At 73.4% G+C, this 19,136-nt stretch carries 15 protein-coding genes; 9 read left to right on the top strand and 6 right to left on the bottom strand.

Annotated elements, in window-relative coordinates; translation table 11 throughout:
• Positions 1-643: 643 nt before the first annotated feature.
• Positions 644-1,258 (bottom strand): TetR/AcrR family transcriptional regulator, encoded by a 615-nt coding sequence (locus ACIBA9_RS02645; protein WP_399359510.1) that lies wholly within the window; start codon positions 1,256-1,258, stop codon positions 644-646.
• A gap of 220 nt (positions 1,259-1,478) precedes the next feature.
• Here ACIBA9_RS02645 and ACIBA9_RS02640 point away from each other — a divergent pair, with 220 nt between their 5' ends.
• The gene (locus ACIBA9_RS02640; protein WP_399359509.1) at positions 1,479-3,038 is read left to right on the top strand and encodes an APC family permease; all 1,560 of its coding nucleotides are present in this window, start codon (positions 1,479-1,481) and stop codon (positions 3,036-3,038) included.
• 36 nt (positions 3,039-3,074) lie between these two features.
• On the top strand, positions 3,075-4,646 hold the full coding sequence (locus tag ACIBA9_RS02635) for an amidohydrolase (protein WP_399359508.1): 1,572 nt from the start codon (positions 3,075-3,077) through the stop codon (positions 4,644-4,646).
• A 140-nt stretch (positions 4,647-4,786) separates the two neighbouring features.
• On the opposite strand, the gene bla is transcribed toward ACIBA9_RS02635, so the two are convergent.
• The 4 genes from bla to ACIBA9_RS02615 all read right to left on the bottom strand — a co-directional run bounded on the left by bla (position 4,787) and on the right by ACIBA9_RS02615 (position 10,175).
• On the bottom strand, positions 4,787-5,716 hold the full coding sequence (gene bla, locus ACIBA9_RS02630; protein ID WP_399359507.1) for a class A beta-lactamase: 930 nt from the start codon (positions 5,714-5,716) through the stop codon (positions 4,787-4,789).
• A gap of 269 nt (positions 5,717-5,985) precedes the next feature.
• Positions 5,986-8,214, bottom strand: coding sequence for a catalase/peroxidase HPI (gene katG, locus ACIBA9_RS02625; RefSeq protein ID WP_399359506.1), 2,229 nt, complete (start codon positions 8,212-8,214; stop codon positions 5,986-5,988).
• A 33-nt stretch (positions 8,215-8,247) separates the two neighbouring features.
• Entirely contained in the window at positions 8,248-8,685 is a 438-nt protein-coding gene (locus ACIBA9_RS02620; protein WP_362152562.1) for a Fur family transcriptional regulator, read from the bottom strand.
• 248 nt (positions 8,686-8,933) lie between these two features.
• Positions 8,934-10,175, bottom strand: a complete 1,242-nt coding sequence (locus tag ACIBA9_RS02615; protein ID WP_399359505.1) for an abortive phage infection protein — start codon at positions 10,173-10,175, stop codon at positions 8,934-8,936.
• A gap of 250 nt (positions 10,176-10,425) precedes the next feature.
• Between ACIBA9_RS02615 and ACIBA9_RS02610 the strand changes: the two genes are divergently transcribed.
• The 7 genes from ACIBA9_RS02610 (at position 10,426) to ACIBA9_RS02580 (ending at position 18,797) form a co-directional block, all read left to right on the top strand.
• Positions 10,426-11,331, top strand: coding sequence for a hypothetical protein (locus ACIBA9_RS02610; RefSeq protein WP_399359504.1), 906 nt, complete (start codon positions 10,426-10,428; stop codon positions 11,329-11,331).
• A gap of 21 nt (positions 11,332-11,352) precedes the next feature.
• Positions 11,353-12,309, top strand: a complete 957-nt coding sequence (locus tag ACIBA9_RS02605; RefSeq protein ID WP_399359503.1) for a Ku protein — start codon at positions 11,353-11,355, stop codon at positions 12,307-12,309.
• Between the two features lie 241 nt (positions 12,310-12,550).
• The gene (locus ACIBA9_RS02600) at positions 12,551-13,708 is read left to right on the top strand and encodes an acyltransferase family protein (RefSeq protein WP_399360000.1); all 1,158 of its coding nucleotides are present in this window, start codon (positions 12,551-12,553) and stop codon (positions 13,706-13,708) included.
• A gap of 122 nt (positions 13,709-13,830) precedes the next feature.
• The gene (locus ACIBA9_RS02595; protein ID WP_399359502.1) at positions 13,831-14,334 is read left to right on the top strand and encodes an SRPBCC family protein; all 504 of its coding nucleotides are present in this window, start codon (positions 13,831-13,833) and stop codon (positions 14,332-14,334) included.
• 513 nt (positions 14,335-14,847) lie between these two features.
• Complete coding sequence (locus ACIBA9_RS02590) at positions 14,848-15,741, top strand: STAS domain-containing protein (RefSeq protein ID WP_399359501.1); 894 nt, start codon at positions 14,848-14,850, stop codon at positions 15,739-15,741.
• Between the two features lie 328 nt (positions 15,742-16,069).
• On the top strand, positions 16,070-17,131 hold the full coding sequence (locus ACIBA9_RS02585) for an anti-sigma regulatory factor (protein ID WP_399359500.1): 1,062 nt from the start codon (positions 16,070-16,072) through the stop codon (positions 17,129-17,131).
• Positions 17,115-18,797: a PP2C family protein-serine/threonine phosphatase gene (locus ACIBA9_RS02580; RefSeq protein ID WP_399359499.1), complete on the top strand. Its 1,683-nt coding sequence runs from the start codon at positions 17,115-17,117 to the stop codon at positions 18,795-18,797. The genes ACIBA9_RS02585 and ACIBA9_RS02580 overlap by 17 nt, the downstream gene beginning before the upstream one ends.
• Positions 18,798-18,845: 48 nt before the next feature.
• Here the strand turns inward: ACIBA9_RS02580 and ACIBA9_RS02575 are convergent, their stop codons facing one another.
• The gene (locus ACIBA9_RS02575; protein WP_399359498.1) at positions 18,846-19,088 is read right to left on the bottom strand and encodes a chaplin; all 243 of its coding nucleotides are present in this window, start codon (positions 19,086-19,088) and stop codon (positions 18,846-18,848) included.
• Positions 19,089-19,136 lie beyond the last annotated feature (48 nt).

Below are 19,136 nucleotides of genomic sequence, written 5' to 3'. Positions count from 1 at the left end.
CCGCCCCATGCGGGAGGCTCCTACGGCGCGCGGGTGGCGTCGGACGCGGTGGCGCGCGCTGCCCGTGGAACCAGGAGCGGCGGGCTCGCTACCGCGTCCGGAGCGGTACGGCTCCTCGCCCATGACGTACTCGGTCCGCCGCCGACAGTTGCGCGCCGCGCGCGACCGCCAGCGCCGTGACGGCCGCCGGCCGAGCCGCCCGCATCGCGGCCGGGCGCGCTACGACCGTCCGCGCGAGCAGGCGCCGACGTCGTCACCAGCGCGGCCACCGCGACCGTCCCGGCACCCTCCCACCGCCGACCCGCGAGCCGGGACCGCCTCCCCCAGCCGGGACCGCTGCCCCCAGTCGGGACCGCTGCCCCGGCCGATCACCTGCCCGGGCGTCGGCCGCGCTGCCCGCACACCCCCTCGCCACCGCCGCGGACCCCGCCGACCGGACGTCGGCCGCCGAGGCCTCGGCCTGACCCGGCCTCGACACGCGGGCCGGCACCCTGGACTGGACGTCCGGCGTCGCGTTGGCGCCGCCGGGGGGCGGGGGGAGAGCCCGGTGCGGACGGCGCGCGCCTCGCCGCCGTCGCCGGCGGCCGACCGGAGGTACCGGTGACCGCCGGGGCGGCACCGGCCCCACGAGGCCGGACACCGGTCAGCGGGCGCCGTCCGCCCTCAGGGTGCGCGCGTGGTTCATGAAGGCTGTCAGGCCCACCTCGAAGGCGCGGTCGGCCCGGCCGTCGCCGACCGCCGCGAGCGCCTCTGCGAGAAGCGGGGTCGGGACGCTGTCGGTCAGCTCCCACATCGCCTCCGGCGCGGCGAGGTCGAGGGCGGAGCCGAGCACCAGGTTCTCCAGCGCGATGATCAGCGGCATGATCCCGGCGCGGTCGAAGCCGGCCGCGAGCAGCAGACCGACCGCGCGTTCGTACTGTTCCAGGACGCTGGGGGCGCGGACGGGCGAGGTCATCAGCAGCGGGATCACGCGAGGGTGGGCGGCGAACGCGGCGCGGTAGGAGCGGGCCCAGGCCTCCATGGCCGTGTCCCAGGGCGTCAGGTCGAGGGTGGCCGGATCGATCGCGGCGCAGACCCGCTCGCGCAGCAGTTCCACTATGCCGTCCCGGCCGTCCACGTGGTGGTAGACGGATCCGGTCTGGGCGCCGAGCCCGCGGGCGATCCGCGGGACGCTGAAGTCCCCCGTCTCGTCGATCAGTCGTAGCGCGGTCGTGATGATGCGCTCACGGTCGAGGAGCGGTGTGCGCGGCCGTCCCATGGTCAGCGTTCTCCCTGAGGTCTTCCCGGATGCCCAACCGCAGGCTACATTGCCGAAACCGAAAGCCTTTAGGTTTACGGCTCCGGGCGCCCGCCATCCCCTCGCGCGCCCTAAGACGCCGGTCCGGTCGGCCCACCCCGGCCCCGTCCGCCGACGCCCGCGAACCCGGCTGCCCCACCACCGGGACCCCCTCCCCTCCGCCGCCAGAAGGGCTTCCCGTATGTCCGTGTCCACCTCCGAACCCCCCGCGGAGCGGGCGCCGTCCGGCGCGGCCGGCCTGCGCTCCGGCTCGCTCGGCACCGCCGACATCGCCTTCTTCGTCGTCTCCGCCGCCGCGCCCCTGACCGTCATGGCCGGTGTCGCCCCGCTCGCGATCCTGCTGGGCGGCATCGGCGCCCCCGTCGGCTATCTCCTGGCGGGCCTGACCCTCGCGGTCTTCGCGGTCGGATTCACCACCATGAGCCGGCACATCACCAGCGGGGGCGCGTTCTACGCCTTCATCACCCGGGGCCTCGGCCGCCCGGTCGGTGTCGGCGCCGCCCTGCTGGCGCTGATCGGCTACAACGGCATGGAGATCGGCGTCTACGGCCTCCTCGCCAGCACCACCCGCGACACGCTGCACTCCCTGTTCGGAACCGACGTGCCGTGGCTACCCGTGTCCCTGGCCGGCCTGTTGCTCATCGGCTACGGCGGATACCGCTCGATCGACTTCGGTGCCAAGGTCCTCGGTGTGCTGCTGGTCGCCGAGACCGGCATACTCGTCCTGCTCGCGGGCGGGGTACTGGCCAAGGGCGGCGCGCACGGCCTGTCGCTCGCCTCGCTGGCCCCGGCGCATGTGTTCGTGCCCGGCACGGCCGCCGTACTCGCCTTCGCCTTCGCCGCGTTCACCGGCTTCGAGTCCACCGTCATCTACCGCCGCGAGGCCCGCGACCCGGAGCGCACGGTGCCGCGCGCCACCTACGCGGCCGTCGCCTTCCTCGGCCTGTTCTACGCGTTCATCGTCTGGATCGCCGTCCAGGCGTTCGGGGACGACCGGGTCGTCCGGGCCGCGGGGGACGATCCGGCCGGACTGTTCTTCACCGCGATCACCACCTATGTGGGCGGCTGGGCCGCCGACCTCATGCACGTCTTCATCGTCACCAGCGTGCTCGCCTCCCTCCTCGCGTTCCACAACGCCATCAACCGCTACGCACTGGCGCTCGCCGAGGAGGGGGTGTTGCCCCGCCGGCTCGGCCGGATCCACCCGCGCCACCGCTCTCCCTACCTCGCCGGCATCGCCCAGACCGTCCTCGGCGCGCTGGTCATCCTCGCCTTCCGGGCCGCGCACGCCGACCCCTATCAGCAGTTGCTGCTGTGGGTGAACACCCCGGGGATGATCGGGCTGTTGCTGCTCCAGCTGCTCGCAGCCATCGCCGTACCCTGCTATTTCCGGCGGGTCAGCCACACCGAGGGCACTCTGCGCACGGTCGTGGCGCCGGTCGTCGCCGCCGCCTTGCTGGCGACGGCGATCGTCCTGGTGGCCGGGCACATCGACCTCTTCACCGGGGCGTCCCCGACGGTGAACACCGTGCTGCTCGTCGTGGCCCCGGCGGTGTTCTTCCTCGGACTCCCGCTCGCGTGGTGGCTACGGCGGGCCCGCCCGGAGGTCTACGCCCGATTCGCCGAGGAACCCGGTGGCGCGGCGGCCACGACCGAGCGGCTCACCGAGGCGGCCGAGGCGGCCGAAGTGCGTGCATCCACGGCGCCGCAGGCCCCGGCATCCGTCGACCGATCCGCCTGACCCATCTCCCAGCCGTCCCGTACAGGAGTTGCCGCCATGCCCGCTGCCGACCTCGTCCTCACCGGCGCCCGGATCCGCACCCTCGACCCCGACCGTCCCACCGCCCGCGCCGTCGCCCTGCGCGACGGGACCATCGCCGCGGTCGGCGAGGCGGACGACGTCCGCGACTGGCGCGGCTCCGGCACCGAGGTCATCGACCTGCACGGCGCCCACCTCGTGCCCGGACTGGTCGACTCCCACAGCCACCCGGTGTGGGGACTGGACATGGCCACGGGCGCGGACCTGTCCGCGGTGACCGACCTGGCCGGGCTGCGCGCGGCACTCGCCCGGGCCGAGCGCGTCGAGGGCTGGGTGATCGGCTACGGCCTTGACCACAACGCGTTCGAGGGCCGCCCCGTCCACCACGACCTGGTGGCGGACGTACTCGACGGCACACCGGCCTTCCTGCGCCTGTACGACGGACACTCCGCCCTCGCCACCCCCGCCGCGCTCGCCGCGGCGGGGGTGACCGGGCCGCGCACGTTCGCCCAGCGCGCCGAGGTGGTGTGCGACGCCTCGGGCCGGCCCACCGGCCATCTGGTCGAGCACGCCGCGATGGACCTGGTCGCGGCCGTGGCCCCCCGGCCCGCGCCCGCGGAACGGCGCGCCCGGCTGCTGGAGTTGCTGTCCGCGATGGCCGCGACGGGACTGACCGGAGCCCATGTGATGGACGGCGGGGACCTGGACCTCGTGGAGTCGGTGGCGCGGGAGACCGTCCTGCCGGTACGGCTGCGGTTCGCGCCCTGGTGCATGCCGGGCGCCGACGCCGACGTCCTGGGCGAGCTGATCGAGCTGCAGGGCAGGGGCGGGCGGCACTGGCTGGTCGGCGGCGTCAAGTTCTTCATGGACGGCACCGTCGAGGGCGGCACGGCCTGGCTGGAGCACGCCGACTGCCACGGCCAGGGCACGGCCGCCTTCTGGCCCGACCCGCGCGCCTACGCCGAGGCCGTCCGGACGCTGCACGCGGCCGGTGTCCGCACCGCGACGCACGCCATCGGGGACGCCGCCGTACGCCATGTGCTGGACACCGTGGCATCCCTCGGGCCAGGTGGCCGCGGGGCGCACCGGATCGAGCACATCGAGACGGTGCCGGACGAACTGCTGCCACGCTTCGCCGAGTTGGGAGTGGTCGCGTCCCTGCAGCCGCCGCACACCGGGTACACGCGCGACGACGGCAGCGACGAATGGTCCCGCCGGCTGGGCGGCGAGCGGGCCGCCCGTGCCTGGCGGTTGCGGGACCTGCGGGACGCCGGGGCGACGGTCGCCCTGGGCTCGGACTGGCCCATCGCGCACTACGACGTGCGGGCCGTGCTGGCGACAGCCCGCCGCCCCAAGGGCGCGGCGGCGCACCGGCCCGGTCTGACGGGGCTGCAGGCGCTGGAGGGGTGCACCAGGCACGCGGCCCTGGCCGCCGGCGAGTCGGCCGTCGCCGGCCGTGTCGCGCCCGGCTGCCGGGCGGACCTCACCGCGCTGACCGTGGACCCGGTGACCGCTCCCGCCGACGAACTGGCTTCCGCGCCGGTCGCGTTGACGGTGACCGGAGGACACGTGGTGCACCGGTCCGGCTGAACCGCGGTCGCGAGGTGGGGCCGGGCGGCGGTGAGGAGCGGCCGGCCGGGCTCGGAGCGGATGTGACACCGTCCGCCTGGCCGCGCGTGCGCCGATCCCGAACCCGGCGTCCTCACCCGGCACACGCGTACCGAGGGGCGTTACTCGCCCGGTGCGAGGGTGCGGGCCACGATGCGCGCCGCCTCGGCCACGAGCGCGTCGTCCACCGGTGCGTCCTGGGCGCTCTTGGTCGACAGCACGGCCAGGACGACGGGCGTCCCGCGGGTCGTCCAGGCCACGCCGACGTCGTTGGCGGTGGCATAGGAGCCGGTACCGGTCTTGTCCGCCAGGATCCAGCCCCGGGGCAGACCGGCGCCGAACCTGGCGGCGCTGGTGGTGTTGCCCTTCAGCCAGGCGACGAGCTGTTCCCGGTCGGCGTCGCTCAGGGCCCCGCCCAGGGTCAGTCGCTCCAGGCTCCCGGCGATGGCCCGCGGCCGCGTGGTGTCGCGCGTGTCGCCCGGGATCGCGGTGTTCAACTCGGGCTCCCAGCGGTCCAGTCGGCTCACATCGTCGCCGAGCGAGCGGAAGAAACGGGTCAGGCCCTCCGGACCGCCGATCTCGCGCAGCAGCAGGTTTCCGGCCGCGTTGTCGCTGTACTGGATGGCGGCGGCGCACACGTCCGCGACGGTCATACCGGTCCGCTGGTTCTCCTCGGTCCGGGGCGAGTTGGGCAGAAGGTCGTGCGGCGGATAGTGGATCACCCGGCCCAGCGGAGCACAGCCGCCCTGGTCGCGCAGGACCGCCGCCGCGGCGAACGCCTTGAACGTCGAGCACATCGGGAACCGCTCGTCCGCCCGGTGGGACACGGTCCGCCCGGTGCGGACGTTGCGCGCGTACACACCGAGCCGGGCGCCGTAGCGCCGCTCCAGGTCGCCCAGCTCGGCATCGGCGGCGCTCTGCCCGGTGGCCGGGGCCGCGGAGGCGGCGGGAGCGGCGGCGGCCGCACCGGTCACCGCCACGGCGGTGACCGCGAGCCCCGCCTTGAACAGGCCTCGCCGGGGCAGCGAATCGAATCGGTCGCCAGCGGTCATGAGCGCGGTCCTCCCAGGAAGCCCGCCGCCTGGCTCGCGGAGCCACGGGCGGTCGTCGGATCTTCGACGAGCACAGCGAACCAGCGGGAGACCAGTCATGTCCAAGAGGAAACTACACATCTCACCCACCCGCGTCCCCGCGGCACGACGTCCGGGCCCGCCCCGCGAAGGGCGGACCCGGACGTCGCGTTCGGCCGGATCAGACAAGCCGGATCAGGCGACCTGGATCAGACAAGCTGGATCAGACGAGCTGGATCAGACAGGCCGGGTCAGACGAGGTCGAACCGGTCCAGGTTCATGACCTTGTCCCAGGCGGCGACGAAGTCCTTGACGAACTTCTCCTTGGCGTCGTCGCTGGCGTAGACCTCGGCGAGCGCGCGCAGTTCGGAGTTGGAGCCGAAGACGAGGTCGGCACGGCTGCCGGCCCACTTCAGCTCGCCCGTGGCTGCGTCGCGGCCCTCGAACGCGGTCTGGTCCTCGGAGGTCGCCTTCCACGTCGTGCCCAGGTCGAGCAGGTTGACGAAGAAGTCGTTGGTGAGGACACCGGGCGTCTTGGTGAGGACACCGAGCTGCGAACCCTGGTGGGTGGCGCCCAGGACGCGCAGGCCACCGACCAGGACGGTCGTCTCGGGAGCGCTCAGGGTGAGCAGGTTCGCCCGGTCGAGCAGCAGGAACTCGGCCGGCAGCCGGTTGCCCTTGCCGAGGTAGTTGCGGAAGCCGTCGGCCGTCGGCTCCAGCGCCTCGAAGGACTCGGCGTCGGTGTGCTCCTCGCTCGCGTCGACCCGGCCCGCGGTGAACGGCACCCGCACCTCGAAACCGCCCTCCTTGGCGGCCTTCTCCACGGCCGCGACGCCACCGAGGACGATGAGGTCGGCCAGCGAGACCTTCTTGGCGCCGGAAGTGGCGTTGAAGTCCCGCTGGACGCCCTCGAGGACACGCAGTACCTGCGCCAGCCCGTCGGGGTCGTTGGCCTCCCAGCCGCGCTGCGGCTCCAGGCGGATACGGGCGCCGTTGGCACCGCCGCGCTTGTCGCTGCCGCGGAACGTCGAGGCGGACGCCCAGGCGGTGGTGACCAGCTGGGTCACGGACAGGCCCGAGTCGAGCAGCTTGCTCTTGAGAGCCTCGATGTCGGCGTCGTCGATCAGCTCGCCCTCGCGCTCGGGCAGCGGGTCCTGCCACAGCAGGGTCTCCTCCGGGACCTCCGGGCCGAGGTACAGCGACTTCGGGCCCATGTCACGGTGGGTCAGCTTGTACCAGGCGCGGGCGAAGGCGTCCGCGAACTCCTCGGGGTGCTCGTGGAAGCGGCGGGAGATCGGCTCGTAGATCGGGTCGAAGCGCAGCGCCAGGTCCGTGGTGAGCATGTTCGGGGCGATCTTCTTCGACGCGTCGTGGGCGTGCGGGACCGTGCCCTCGCCCGCGCCGTCCTTCGGCTTCCACTGGTGGGCGCCGGCCGGACTCTTCGTCAGCTCCCACTCGTAGCCGAAGAGGTTGTCGAAGAAGCCGTTGCTCCAGCGGGTCGGCGTGGCCGTCCAGGTGACCTCCAGGCCGGAGGTGATGGCGTCGGCGCCCTTGCCGGTGCCGTAGGTGTTCCGCCAGCCCAGGCCCTGCTCCTCGAAGCCGGCCGCCTCGGGGTCGTCGCCAACGTGGTCCGCCGGACCGGCGCCGTGGGTCTTGCCGAAGGTGTGGCCGCCGGCGATCAGCGCGACGGTCTCCTCGTCGTTCATCGCCATGCGGCGGAACGTCTCACGGATGTCGCGGGCCGCGGCCAGCGGGTCCGGGTTGCCGTTCGGACCCTCCGGGTTGACGTAGATGAGGCCCATCTGGACCGCGCCGAGCGGGTTCTCCAGCTCGCGGTCGCCCGTGTAGCGCTTGTCGTCCAGCCAGGCCGTCTCGGGGCCCCAGTAGACGTCCTCCTCCGGCTCCCAGACGTCCTCGCGGCCGCCGCCGAAGCCGAAGGTCGGCAAGCCCATCTGCTCCAGCGCGACGTTGCCGGTGAGGATCATCAGGTCGGCCCAGGAGATGCTCTGGCCGTACTTCTTCTTGACCGGCCACAGCAGACGGCGGGCCTTGTCGAGGTTGACGTTGTCCGGCCAGCTGTTGAGCGGGGCGAAGCGCTGCTGCCCGGCGCCGGCGCCGCCGCGGCCGTCGCTGATGCGGTAGGTGCCCGCGCTGTGCCAGGCCATACGGATCATCAACGGGCCGTAGTTGCCGAAGTCGGCCGGCCACCAGTCCTGCGAGGTGGTCAGTACTTCGGCGATGTCCCGTTTCACCGCCGCCAGGTCGAGGGCGTTGAACGCCTCGGCGTAGTCGAAGTCCTCACCGAGCGGGTTGGCCACGTCCGGGTTCTTGGCAAGGATCTTCAGGTTGAGTCGCTCAGGCCACCACTGGCGGTTGCCACCGCCCTGTGTCGGGTGCAGGGCACGGTCGTGGGCGACGGGGCAGCCACCGCTCCCCTCCGCCTTCGCGTCTGTGACGATCGCGTCGTGGTTCTCAGTCATGGCAATCCTTCCGAACTGTGCGGAACTCGGTGCTCAGGAACTGCGGCCGGTGGAACAGTCGGGGCAGGTGCCCCAGTAGACGACCTCGGCCTCTTCGATGGCGAAGCCGTGGTCGTCGGCGGCGGTCAGACAGGGCGCGTCGCCGACCGCGCAGTCGACGTCGGCGACGGCGCCGCACGACCGGCACACGATGTGGTGGTGGTTGTCGCCCACACGCCCCTCGAACCGCGCCGGATGGCCGGCCGGTTCGATGCGGCGCACGAGCCCCGCCGCGGTGAGGGCGTGCAGGGCCTCGTAGACGGCTTGCACGGAGATGTGACCTACGCGGTCGCGGACTCCGGAGGCGATCGCCTCGACGCCGAGGTGGTCGCCGGCCCGGACGGTCTCCAGCAGCGCGACGCGTGCTGCCGTCACGCGCAGGCCGACACCGCGCAGTTCCTCGGCGGTGGTCGGGGTCGGGGAGGCGGTCATGAGGGCGAACCTACCGTCATAAACACGAAGAGTTCAAGAAAACTAACGATGCAATTCTGGTGGCGGTCCGGGGTTCGGCCACGGGCCGGGCACGGGACGGACGGGCACCGGCCGGACGGCACCGGTCGGGGGCATGCACGCATGATGTGTCCGCGCTCGGTGCACGCCCGTACGGCGGGCCGCGACGTCCCACGAACGGGGGAACGCCGGTCGAGGCGGCAACCTCGGTTGACACGAGGGAACACCGGTCAGGGGCGGCTGCCGGACCCGACTCCGAGACCGGCACCAGCACCCGCACCCACACCCGCACCCACACCGGTCGTGCGGCCTCGTTCGCACGCATAACGGCGGGCCAGCGCATGGAACGCTTCCTTCCGCTCCCAGTGCCAGCCGGAGGCGGGGTCGTAGGGCCGGTCCTCGATGGTCTTGGTGAGGGCGTAGCTCGCCATGTCGAGGTCGTGACGCGGGTCGCCGGGGCGGTGCGGGGCGTCGGGGGTGACGAACTCGAAGGCCATCGCCGCGTACAGCCCCAGCGAGGAGAACACGTCGAGGAGCCGTACGAGGTACTCGGCCTGCGTGCGCTCGCTGCGGACCAGATGCCCCTTGATCTCCTCGGGCCGCTTGTCGTGGTCGACGACGTCCCAGCCCATGCCGGCGGTCTCGGGCGCGCCGACGTAGGCGCAGGTACCGAACTCGGTGATGGCCAGCGGTTTGCCCCACCGCAGATGGCGCCTCAACTCCCGCGCGTAGTGCGCGTTGCCGACTTTGCCGGATCTGTCGCCTTCGTCGGCGAAGTACGAGTAGTAGTCGATGCCGATGACGTCGAAGAGGCGCCAGTCGACCACGTCGTCCTGGGCCGCGGCGTAGCTCAGCTTGCCGCGGAAGACGGAACGGCCCACCGCGGCCGCCTTGGCCGTGAAACGGCCCAGGCGGCGCTGCATGGCGACGGGGTCCACCTGTCCGTCGAGCAGGTTCCGGATGCGTTCGAGGGCGGTGTCACCCGGGACGATGCCGGGGACGAAGAGCCAGAACTCGCAGCCGACGCTGAGCTCGACCGCGGCGCCCTGCCGGCGCAGCCGTTCCGCGAAACGGCCGGTCTCGGCGAGATGGTCGAGGACGTCCCGTGCGGGGACGTCGCCGAGGGTCGGCTGGAGCCAGACGCGCAAACCCCGCTCGGCGGCCTCGGCGGCGGTGGCCGTGAGGCGTTCCACCCCGTCCCCGGTGACGTCCACGGTGTCGGCGTGCAGCTCGTCCCGGATGGCACGGAGGTCCCGCCGCATCCGAGCGGCGCTGAAGGCGGTGCCGGGTTTCTCGCCCTCTCCGACGGTGTAGACGACCCCGCGATGCCGGAGTCCCGGCCGCCCCCCGGACGCGTTCGCCACCCCGGCCGGCAGCACCGCGGCCGCGACCCCGGCGGAGGCCAGGCCCCCCAGGAAGCGTGCCCGACTGATGCCCGTAGCCCTGGGCAGCCCGGCACCGGCCTGCCCCATACGCTCATTCGATTTCCGCATACGGCCACCGTGCCGGGATCCGCGCCACCGGCACCGTCCGCCGATGGTCTGCGGCACGGGTCCGAGGGTCTACGGCGCCGATCCGAAGGGTGGTGGTACGGCTCCTGAAGACGCACGCCGTCGGGGAGCGTCGACCGACCGTACGCCGAAAGGCATGGAAACCTCGGATCAAAAGCTCAATACATCACATATCGACCATATTGTGTGAAACTCGGCTTGAGTCACCGGGGTGCAGTCGGGAGGGACGCTGGTGGACCTGGACGCCGTCGCCGAGGAGCTGTACGGGCTGCGGCCGGAGGAGTTCGTCGCCGCCCGCGACCGGCACGCCCTGGATGCCCGGCGCTCCGGCGATGCGGCCCTCGCCAGGGAGATCGGCGCCCTGCGGCGACCGAGCCTGGCCGCCTGGGTGAGCAACCTCCTGGTGCGACGGCGGTCGGAGGAGGTCCGGCCACTGCTCGGCCTCGGCGAGGAGCTGCGGCGCGCCCACCGCGAACTGGACGGTCCCCAGCTGCGGCAACTCGCCCGTCGGCAGAACGAGGTGTTCGGCACCCTCGGCCGCCAGGCCCGGCAGCTGGCCGCACAGGCCGGGCACCCGGTGGGCGAGGGCGTACAGCGCGAGGTCGAGGACACCTTGCACGCCGTACTCGCCGATCCCGAGGCGGCGCGGGAATGGGCGGCGGGCCGGCTGGTGAAGCCTCTCGACTCCGCGATCGGCTTCCCGACGGCCGACGAGGCCGTCCTGGCCGGCCGGCCCTCCGCCGCGCCGAGGAAGCCCGGCCGCATGGGGAGGTCCAAGGGGCGCGCGGATCGCGCCGAGGACGAGGAGCGGCGCCGTCTGCTGGCCGAGGCCCGGCGGGAGGCCCGCGACGCCGAACGCGAGCTGCGCGCCCGGGAGGAGGAGGCGTCGGCCGCCGAGAGTGAGGCGGAGCAGGCGGCCACCACGGCGGGTGAGGCGACGGAGCGGGTTCGGGAACTGCGGGCGCTGCTGCGGGATGCCGAGGACGAACAGCGGCGGGCCCGTGAGGACGAGCAGGGGGCGCGGGACCGGGCCCGGCGCGCCGACCGGGCCGTAAGCGAGGCCCGGAACAGGGCGCAGGCGGCCGCGGCGGGGGCGGAACGGCAGGCCGGCGGATAGCACCACGGAAAGCGAGGAACCATGGCGAGACCCATCTGGACCGGCGTCCTGACCTTCGGGCTGGTCACGCTGCCCGTGGGGCTGTACACCGCGACCGAGGACCACACCGTGCACTTCCACCAGCTGCAGCGCGGCACCTCCGACCGGGTCCGCAGCAAGCGGGTCAACGAACGCACGGGCAAGGAGGTCGGCACCGAGCTGATCGTCAAGGGCTACGCGCTGGGTGACGGCGAGTACGTGGTCGTGGAGCCGGAGGAGCTGGAGGAGATCTCGCCGGGACGGTCGAAGGTGATCGACATGGCCGGGTTCGTCGACCTCCGTCGGATCGAGCCCGTCTACTTCGACCGCACCTACTACGTCGGCCCGCGCCGCGAGGAGTACGTGAAGGTGTACGAGCTGATGCGGGCGGCGCTCGAACGGTCGGACAAGGCCGGGATCGCCACGCTCACCATGCGCGGCAAGGAGTATCTGACCGCGCTGCGCGCCCAGCCGGAGGTCCTCGTGCTGCACACCCTGCACTGGGCGGACGAGGTACGCGACCCCGCCGACGTGGTGGACCTCCTGCCGGACCGGCGCGGCAAGGTCACCGCCAAGGAGCTGCGGACGGCCGAGCAGCTGATCGACGCCCTCACCTTGGACTGGGATCCGGGCGATTACCACGACACCTACGCGGAACGCGTGGAACGGCTCGTCGCCGCGAAACGGAAGGGCGAGGAGGTCGTCGGCGAGGCGGAGCCGCCGCAGGCCACGAACGTCGTCGACCTCATGGACGCGCTCAGCCGCAGCGTCGAGGAGAGCCGGTCCCGTGGCCGCGGGAAGGACGGCGCCCGGCCCGGCCGGAAGAAGCGCGAGGACCTGACGTCACTGTCGAAGGCGGAGCTGTACGAACGGGCGAGCGCCGCAGGCGTGCCGGGCCGGTCGAAGATGACCCGACAGCAACTGATCGAAGCGCTGTCCCAACAGACCGCCGCGGCCTGACGCACCGAGGAGGCCCCCCCCCCCGACCCACAAGCGACCCAGCGACCCTTCAAGAGCGGGCGCCCCCACGAGAGGCGATCCCTGCCCCCGTCCGGGTGCGTCCCCTCCCTCCATCCGGGGTATAGAGGGGGCCTGTCGTCCGGCAGCCGTGTGATGTTTGGCGGGGGGCGTGACGGAGGCGGGGCAACCGGCAAGGTTCCCCTCCATGCCCCACGCGAACCTCCTGCGGCAGGTGAACTCGATGACCGCGGCGACCACCCGGGCGCTCGGGACGCCGCCCGCGAGGACCGACGACAGGACCGCCGGGCTCTCCCCGTCCGCCGCCCCGCCCGCTCCGCCCTCGCTGCCGTCCCTGACCGGGCTGCGGTGGATGGCCGCGCTGCTGGTGTTCGGCCTGCACGTGCACAACTTCGGCTACTTCGGAGGCACCGGCGGACACGTGGTGTCCTGGGGGTTCGGTGCCGGCGCGACCGGGGTCTCGTTCTTCTTCGTGCTGTCCGGTTTCGTACTGACCTGGTCGGCACGGCCGGGCGACCGTGCGCTCGCCTTCTGGCGCCGGCGCGTCGCGCGCGTCTACCCGGTGCACCTGGTCACCCTCGGCATCGCCCTGCTGATGGCGTACACGCTGGCGCACCAGCCGCGGCCGACGGTCAAGCAGACGCTGGCCAACGCGCTGCTGCTGCACTCCTGGTGGCGCCCGTGGTGGCAGACCCTGGACCCGGTCAGCTGGTCGCTGGCCTGCGAGGCCTTCTTCTACGCCGCCTTCCCGCTGCTGTTCCTGCTGCTGCGCCGGCTCGGCGCTCGCGGGTCGGCCGTGCTCGGCGTGCTGTCCCTGCTGGCGGTGCTGGTGCTGGCCCGGACGGAGGTCCACCACTGGTGGACGTACTCGCTCTACTCGTTCCCCGCCGCCCGGCTGCCCGAGTTCGTGCTCGGCGCGGTCACGGCGCGCCTGGTGCTGCTCGGCCGGTGGCGCGGGCCGGGCCTGGAGGCCTCGCTGGCCCTGGCACTCATCGGCTACTTCTTCGTGCCGCAGGTCACACCCGGGTACTCCGCCACGCTGTGCACCCTCGTCGGGTTCGCGCTGCTCATCCCGGCCGCCGCCGTCGCGGATCTGCGCGGGCTGCCGTCGCTGTGGCGGCGCCCGCGGCTCGTGCGGCTCGGGGAACTGTCGTTCGCCTTCTACATGGTGCATCTGCTGGTGCTGCGCACCGCGACCCCACTCCTGGGCAAGAAGCCGCACTTCGGTGCCCTGACCGCACTGGCCGTCACCTCGGCCCTGTTCGCCGTGTCGCTCGCCCTGTCCTGGGTGCTGTACGAGGCGGTGGAGCGCCCGGCGCGACGGCTGCTGCTGCGGCGCGGGTGCCGTTCGTCCTCCCCGGCGCGCCCGAGGACGAGTTGACAGGCATAGCCCGCGCCAGGCTTGGAACCCGGTCCTCTCACCCGGTCGAGACGACGAGTCGGCCCACGACGGGTCGGCGCGACGGATCGACACAACGAGTCGGCGCAACGAGAGGATCACTCATGTCCCAGGTCGAGGAGTCCGTGCGGGTCGACGTGCCGGTGCGCACCGCCTACAACCAGTGGACCCAGTTCGAGACCTTCCCGGCTTTCATGGAAGGCGTCGAGCGCATCGAGCAGCGCAGCGACACCCTCACGCACTGGGTGACCAGCATCGGGGGCGTCCGTCGGGAGTTCGACGCCACGATCACCGAGCAGCGGCCCGACGAGCGGGTGGCGTGGACCACGGTGGACGGCACGGCGCGGCAGGCGGGCGTGGTCACCTTCCATCGCATCGACGACTCCGCCACCAAGGTGATGCTCCAGCTCGACTTCGAGCCCGAGGGCGTGACCGAGACGGTCGGCGACAAGCTCGGTCTGGTCAAGCGGCGCGTCTCGGGTGATCTGCGGCGGTTCAAGGAGTTCATCGAGGACCGCGGCGGTCGGGAGACCGGGGCATGGCGCGGCGAGGTCGGCGGCTCCACGGGAGGCGAGGTCGGCGGCTCCACGGGAGGCGGCGCGTTCTGACAGGTCGCACTCCCGGGTGACGTCGGCAACAGTCGGGAGACTCCGGCGTCATTCGGGGTAGACGGCTCAGCGGTACCGGCCCGGCGGCGTGAGCCGCCGGGCCGAGGCCGCTTGAGACGAGGAAGCCGAAGCGACGAAGGAGCCGTGTCGACGTGCGCGGGAAAGAGACCGGGGTGGGGCGGCGGGTGGACGCCGACCCGTCCGCCGCCCCTGCCCAGCGCCGCCCCTGTGCCCAGCCCCGGTACCGGGCGACACCGGTGCCTGGACGGTCGTCGACCGGCTGATGGGCGGCCGGCGAGGCGGGACCGGTGAGCGCGTCGGCCCCTGCGGCCACGCCGAGCCGGTCACCCGCGCCGGGTGGCGGCCGGCCGGAGGCGCCCTGCTCCCGGGCGCGGCACCGACCGTCGCGGGGAGTTTGGCGCGGCCCGAACACGGCGGCTACTGTTGTCGTACGGCAATGATCGATTCGGGGCCGGCCGACCAGCGGCGGCGCGTGGCCGCGTGAGGGGAGAGATGAGAGTGCCGGAGCACGACGCGGCCGGAGCGGCGCCGCAGGCGGTGGGCGCCTTCCTGGACAAGCGCCGCGAGCAGATCGCCCAGCGCTGGGCGGACGCGCCGCTGTTCGGCTCGGTCTTCACCGTCTCCCGCGACGAGGCGGTCGAGGCGTGCAAGGCCGTCGTGGACGCGCTGTGCGAGGTGGCCTTCGCCGGGCGGCTGGAGGACATCGCGGCGCCCGGGTTCGCACCGGTGCGCGACCAGCTGGGGCGGATGACCCAGACCCGGGCCAGGAGCGGGTCCACACCGGCGGCGATCGCCGACGAGGTGGCGGCCCTGCGCGCCCCGGTGGTCCAACTGCTGCGCGAGGAGTCCGCCGACCCCTCCTCCCCCGAAACCCACGAGAGCGTGCTGGCGCTCACCCTGCTGATGGGCACACTGCGGCTGGTCGTGATGGAGACCGCACTTGACGCGAACGCGGAGCTGATCGAGCGCCAGCGCCAGCAGCTGCTCGAAGCGGCCACGCCCGTCATCAAGTTGTGGGAGGGCACCGTCGCCGTCCCCCTGATCGGTACGCTCGACAGCGCGCGCAGCCAGGTCGTGATGGAGTCGCTGCTGAAGGCCATCGTCGACCAGCGGGCCCGGTACGCCATCCTGGACATCACCGGTGTGCCCACGGTCGACACGCTCGTCGCTCAGCACCTGATGAAGACCGTGGCGGCCGCGCGCGTGATGGGCGCCGAGTGCATCGTCTCCGGCATCCGCCCGGCCATCGCCCAGACGATCGTGCAACTCGGCATCGATCTGGGCTCGGTGGACACGCGCGCCTCACTGGCCGACGCGCTCGCCTACGCGATGGGCGAGCAGGGCATGGAGATCTCCCGGCCGGACGCGGGTGCGAGTGTCCGGTGAACCAGTCCGCTCCCGGTCGATCGGTGCGGACCCCGGTGCTCGCTCTGGGCGACGTCCCGTGCGGCTCGCTCCAGCGCGAGCCGCACGACGGCATGGCCGAGACCAGCCTGCCATCGGCTCGGACGCGGATCCGGCCTCGGTCCGGCAGGAGGTGCGCCAGTGCACGGCCGGGCTCGGCTTCGGGCTGGTCCGGCAGACGAGGCTGGTCAGCACGGCGAGCGAGCCGGCCCGCGACACCCCTCAGCGTGGAATCCGAGCCCGGGCGCGGTACGACGGTCGCCGCCGTGGCCCGGGTCGCGCAGCTCCCCGCGTCGCGGCCGGGGGCCCGATGAGCAGGGTGTGGGAGGTCCCGGTTGACGACGCCACGCGGGTCCGGGACGCCCGGACGGCCGCTCGTGAGGCGTGCCTGCGGGCGGGTCTGGCGGCTCCACGCACGGCCGTCGCCGAGCTGGTCGCCACCGAGTTGGCGACCAACCTGCTCAAGCACGCGGGCGGGGGGCGCATGGTGGTGAACCTCGTGGCGCGACCGGCCGACGGCGCGGGCACCTCGGTGCAGCTCGTCTCCCTCGACAACGGGCCCGGCATCGCCGACGTGCCCGCCGCGCTGCGGGACGGCTACACCACCGCGGACGTCTCCCTCGGTGCGGGTCTGGGCAGTTGCGGGCGCCGCGCGAACTCCTTCCATCTGTACAGCGTGCCGGACTGCGGGACGGTGGCGGTGGCCCGGATCGACCCGGAGCCGGCCGGGCGCGGGACAGCGCGGGACGACATGCCCGCGGGCGGGATCACCGTCGCCCTGGCGCGGGCCGAGAGGTCCGGTGACGCGTGGGGCTGGGCCCGTTCCGACGGGCTGCTGACGCTGCTCCTGGCCGACGGCCTCGGACCCGGCCCCCACGCAGCGGACGCGGCCGGGGTCGCGGTGGCGGAGCTGCGCCGCGGCGCCGGACTGCCGCCCGTGGACATCCTGCGCCGGCTGCACACGGCCCTGCGCCCCACCCGGGGCGCCGCGGTCGCCGTGGCCCAGGTGGACGCGGAGCGGGCGGAGCTGAGCTACGCCGGGATTGGCGACGTCCGCGCCCGACTGCGCACCGGGGACACCTGGACCTCCCTCGAGTCCCACCCGGGGATCGTCGGGGCGCACATCCCGGCACACGTATCCCTGCGCAGGGTGCCGTGGCGCCGGGACAGTCTGCTCGTCGTGCACAGCGACGGACTGCCCGGCCGCTGGGTCCCGCCGGAGGACCCCCACCTGCTCGGCCACGACCCCTCGGTGGTGGCCGCGACGATCCTGCGCGACGCCGGCAGCCCCGCCCGCCCCGTACGCGACGACACCAGCGTGGCCGTCCTGGCCCCCGACCGCCGGACGAGCACCCATGACAGCCACCTCTGACACCTGGACCATCGCCATCGTCACCGCCGCCGACGCGGTCCGCGCCCGCGCCCTGCTGGCGCGGCTCGCGGCGGACGCCGGTGTGCCCCCGCTCGACCGCGCCCGCCTCCTGGCCGGGTTCGGCGCCCGGCTGCGCCGCGCCCTGGCCGACGGCCGCGCGGAACTGACCGTGACCGCGCGCGCCGGCGGGGAACTCGACCTCGTCCTGGACGGACCGCGGCCGTGGCGGCACACACTCGTCCGCCCAACCGCGGCGGCGGGCCCGCTGCCCGGGCCGGCCGACCTGGACGAGACCCGGCTCGCCGAGGCACTGCTGGCCGCCGACGAGGACACGACGGCCGTACTGGCGACGCTGGACGAGACCGAGGAGCTGGTCGGCTTCCACCGGGAGGAGCTGCACCAGACCAACCAGGGCGTGCTGGCGCTGCACGCCGAGCTGGAGGCCGCCGCGGTGGCGCAGCGCGATCTCCTCGACGCCGAGCGGGCCGCGCGCGCGGAGGCCGAGAACGCCCGCCGTCTGCTGACCTTCCTGGCCAACGCCAGCGCGGCCCTGAACGCCTCCCTGGACCACGAGGACATCCTGCGCCGGCTGCCCCAGCTGCTGGTCCCGGAGTACGCCCGGCACGTGGACGTCTGGCTCATGGACGACACCCCGGTGCCGCCGGACGACCGGGCGGCGGCCACGGTGACGGCGGCCCGGACCGGCCGCCCCCAGCACGCCGGCGCCCATCCGGGCGGCCTCGCGGGGGTGGACGATCTGCCGGCCTCCGCGCTGTCCCCGGACCGGCCGCTGCTGTGCCTGCCGCTGGGCGCCCGGACCGTGCAGGGCGTGCTGACGCTGACCGCGCCCGGTGACCGCTTCGATCCGGACACCTGTGTGATGCTGCTGGAGGTGGCCCGGCGGGCCGGTATCGCGCTCGACAACGCCCGCCGCTACGAGCAGCACCGGGACGTCGCCGAGGCCCTGCAGCGGGCCCAGCTCACCGATCTGCCCAGTACGGAGGGCCTGGCGCTGGCCGCCCGCTATCTGCCGGCCACGCACGGCCTGAACATCGGCGGCGACTGGTACGACGCCTTCCCGCAGCCGGACGGCAGTGTGCTGGCCGTGATAGGGGACGTCACCGGCCACGGACTGCGCGCGGCGGTGATCATGGGCCAGTTGCGTACGGCGTTGCGCGCGTACGCCGTCGAGGGCAACGGGCCCGCCCGGATCCTGACCCTGCTGCACCGGATGCTGCGCCACCAGCAGCCGGAGTTGTACGCGACCTGTGCCATCGCCCGGTTCACGCCCGGTGCGCCCGACGTGGTGTGGGCCGCCGCCGGGCATCCGCCGGCGCTCGTCCGGGACCCGGGGGGCGAGGTGCGCGTGCTGGATGCCAAGCCGGGCATCATGCTGGGGGTTCCCGTGCCCTACGAGTACGAGGAGCACTCCCTGGAGCTGCCGGCGGGCTCCACGCTCGCGCTGTACACCGACGGTCTGGTGGAGCGGCGGTCGGCCGGGATCGACGCGGGCATCGACCGGCTGGCGCGGACCTTGGAGACGCTCGGCGCCACCGACCTGGAGGACCTGGACAGCGCGGCCGACTCCGTGCTGAAGCCGATGCTGCACGACTCCGAACACGACGACGACATCTGCCTGTTGCTGTGTCGCACCACGACCTCGTGAACGGCCGTGCGCCGGCCCCCCGCTGGAGGGGCCGGCGCACGGGTGCCGTCACTGGTTGACGCAGGTGTTCCCGGTCGCCGGGTCCAGCAGGCCGATCAGGTCGATGGTGTCGCCGCAGACGTTGACCTGGACCTCGACCGGGACCTGGACGACGTTTCCGGACAGCAGGCCGGGGCTGTCGGAGGCGCTGCCGGTCGTGGGGTCCGGGTCGGACGCGTGGGCGGCCGTGGCGCCGCCCAGGCCAAGCGCTGCCGCCAGGAGGGCTGTTGTGGCGATGCTACGCATACGCATGATCTGCCTCACTGATTGTCGTAGGGACGGGTCCATCACACCTGTCCG

The sequence above is a fragment of the Streptomyces sp. NPDC051452 genome, assembly GCF_044454765.1.
Classification (GTDB): domain Bacteria; phylum Actinomycetota; class Actinomycetes; order Streptomycetales; family Streptomycetaceae; genus Streptomyces.
Note: the sequence above shows the minus strand (reverse complement) of the source record. Positions and strands in the feature narration are given on the sequence as shown.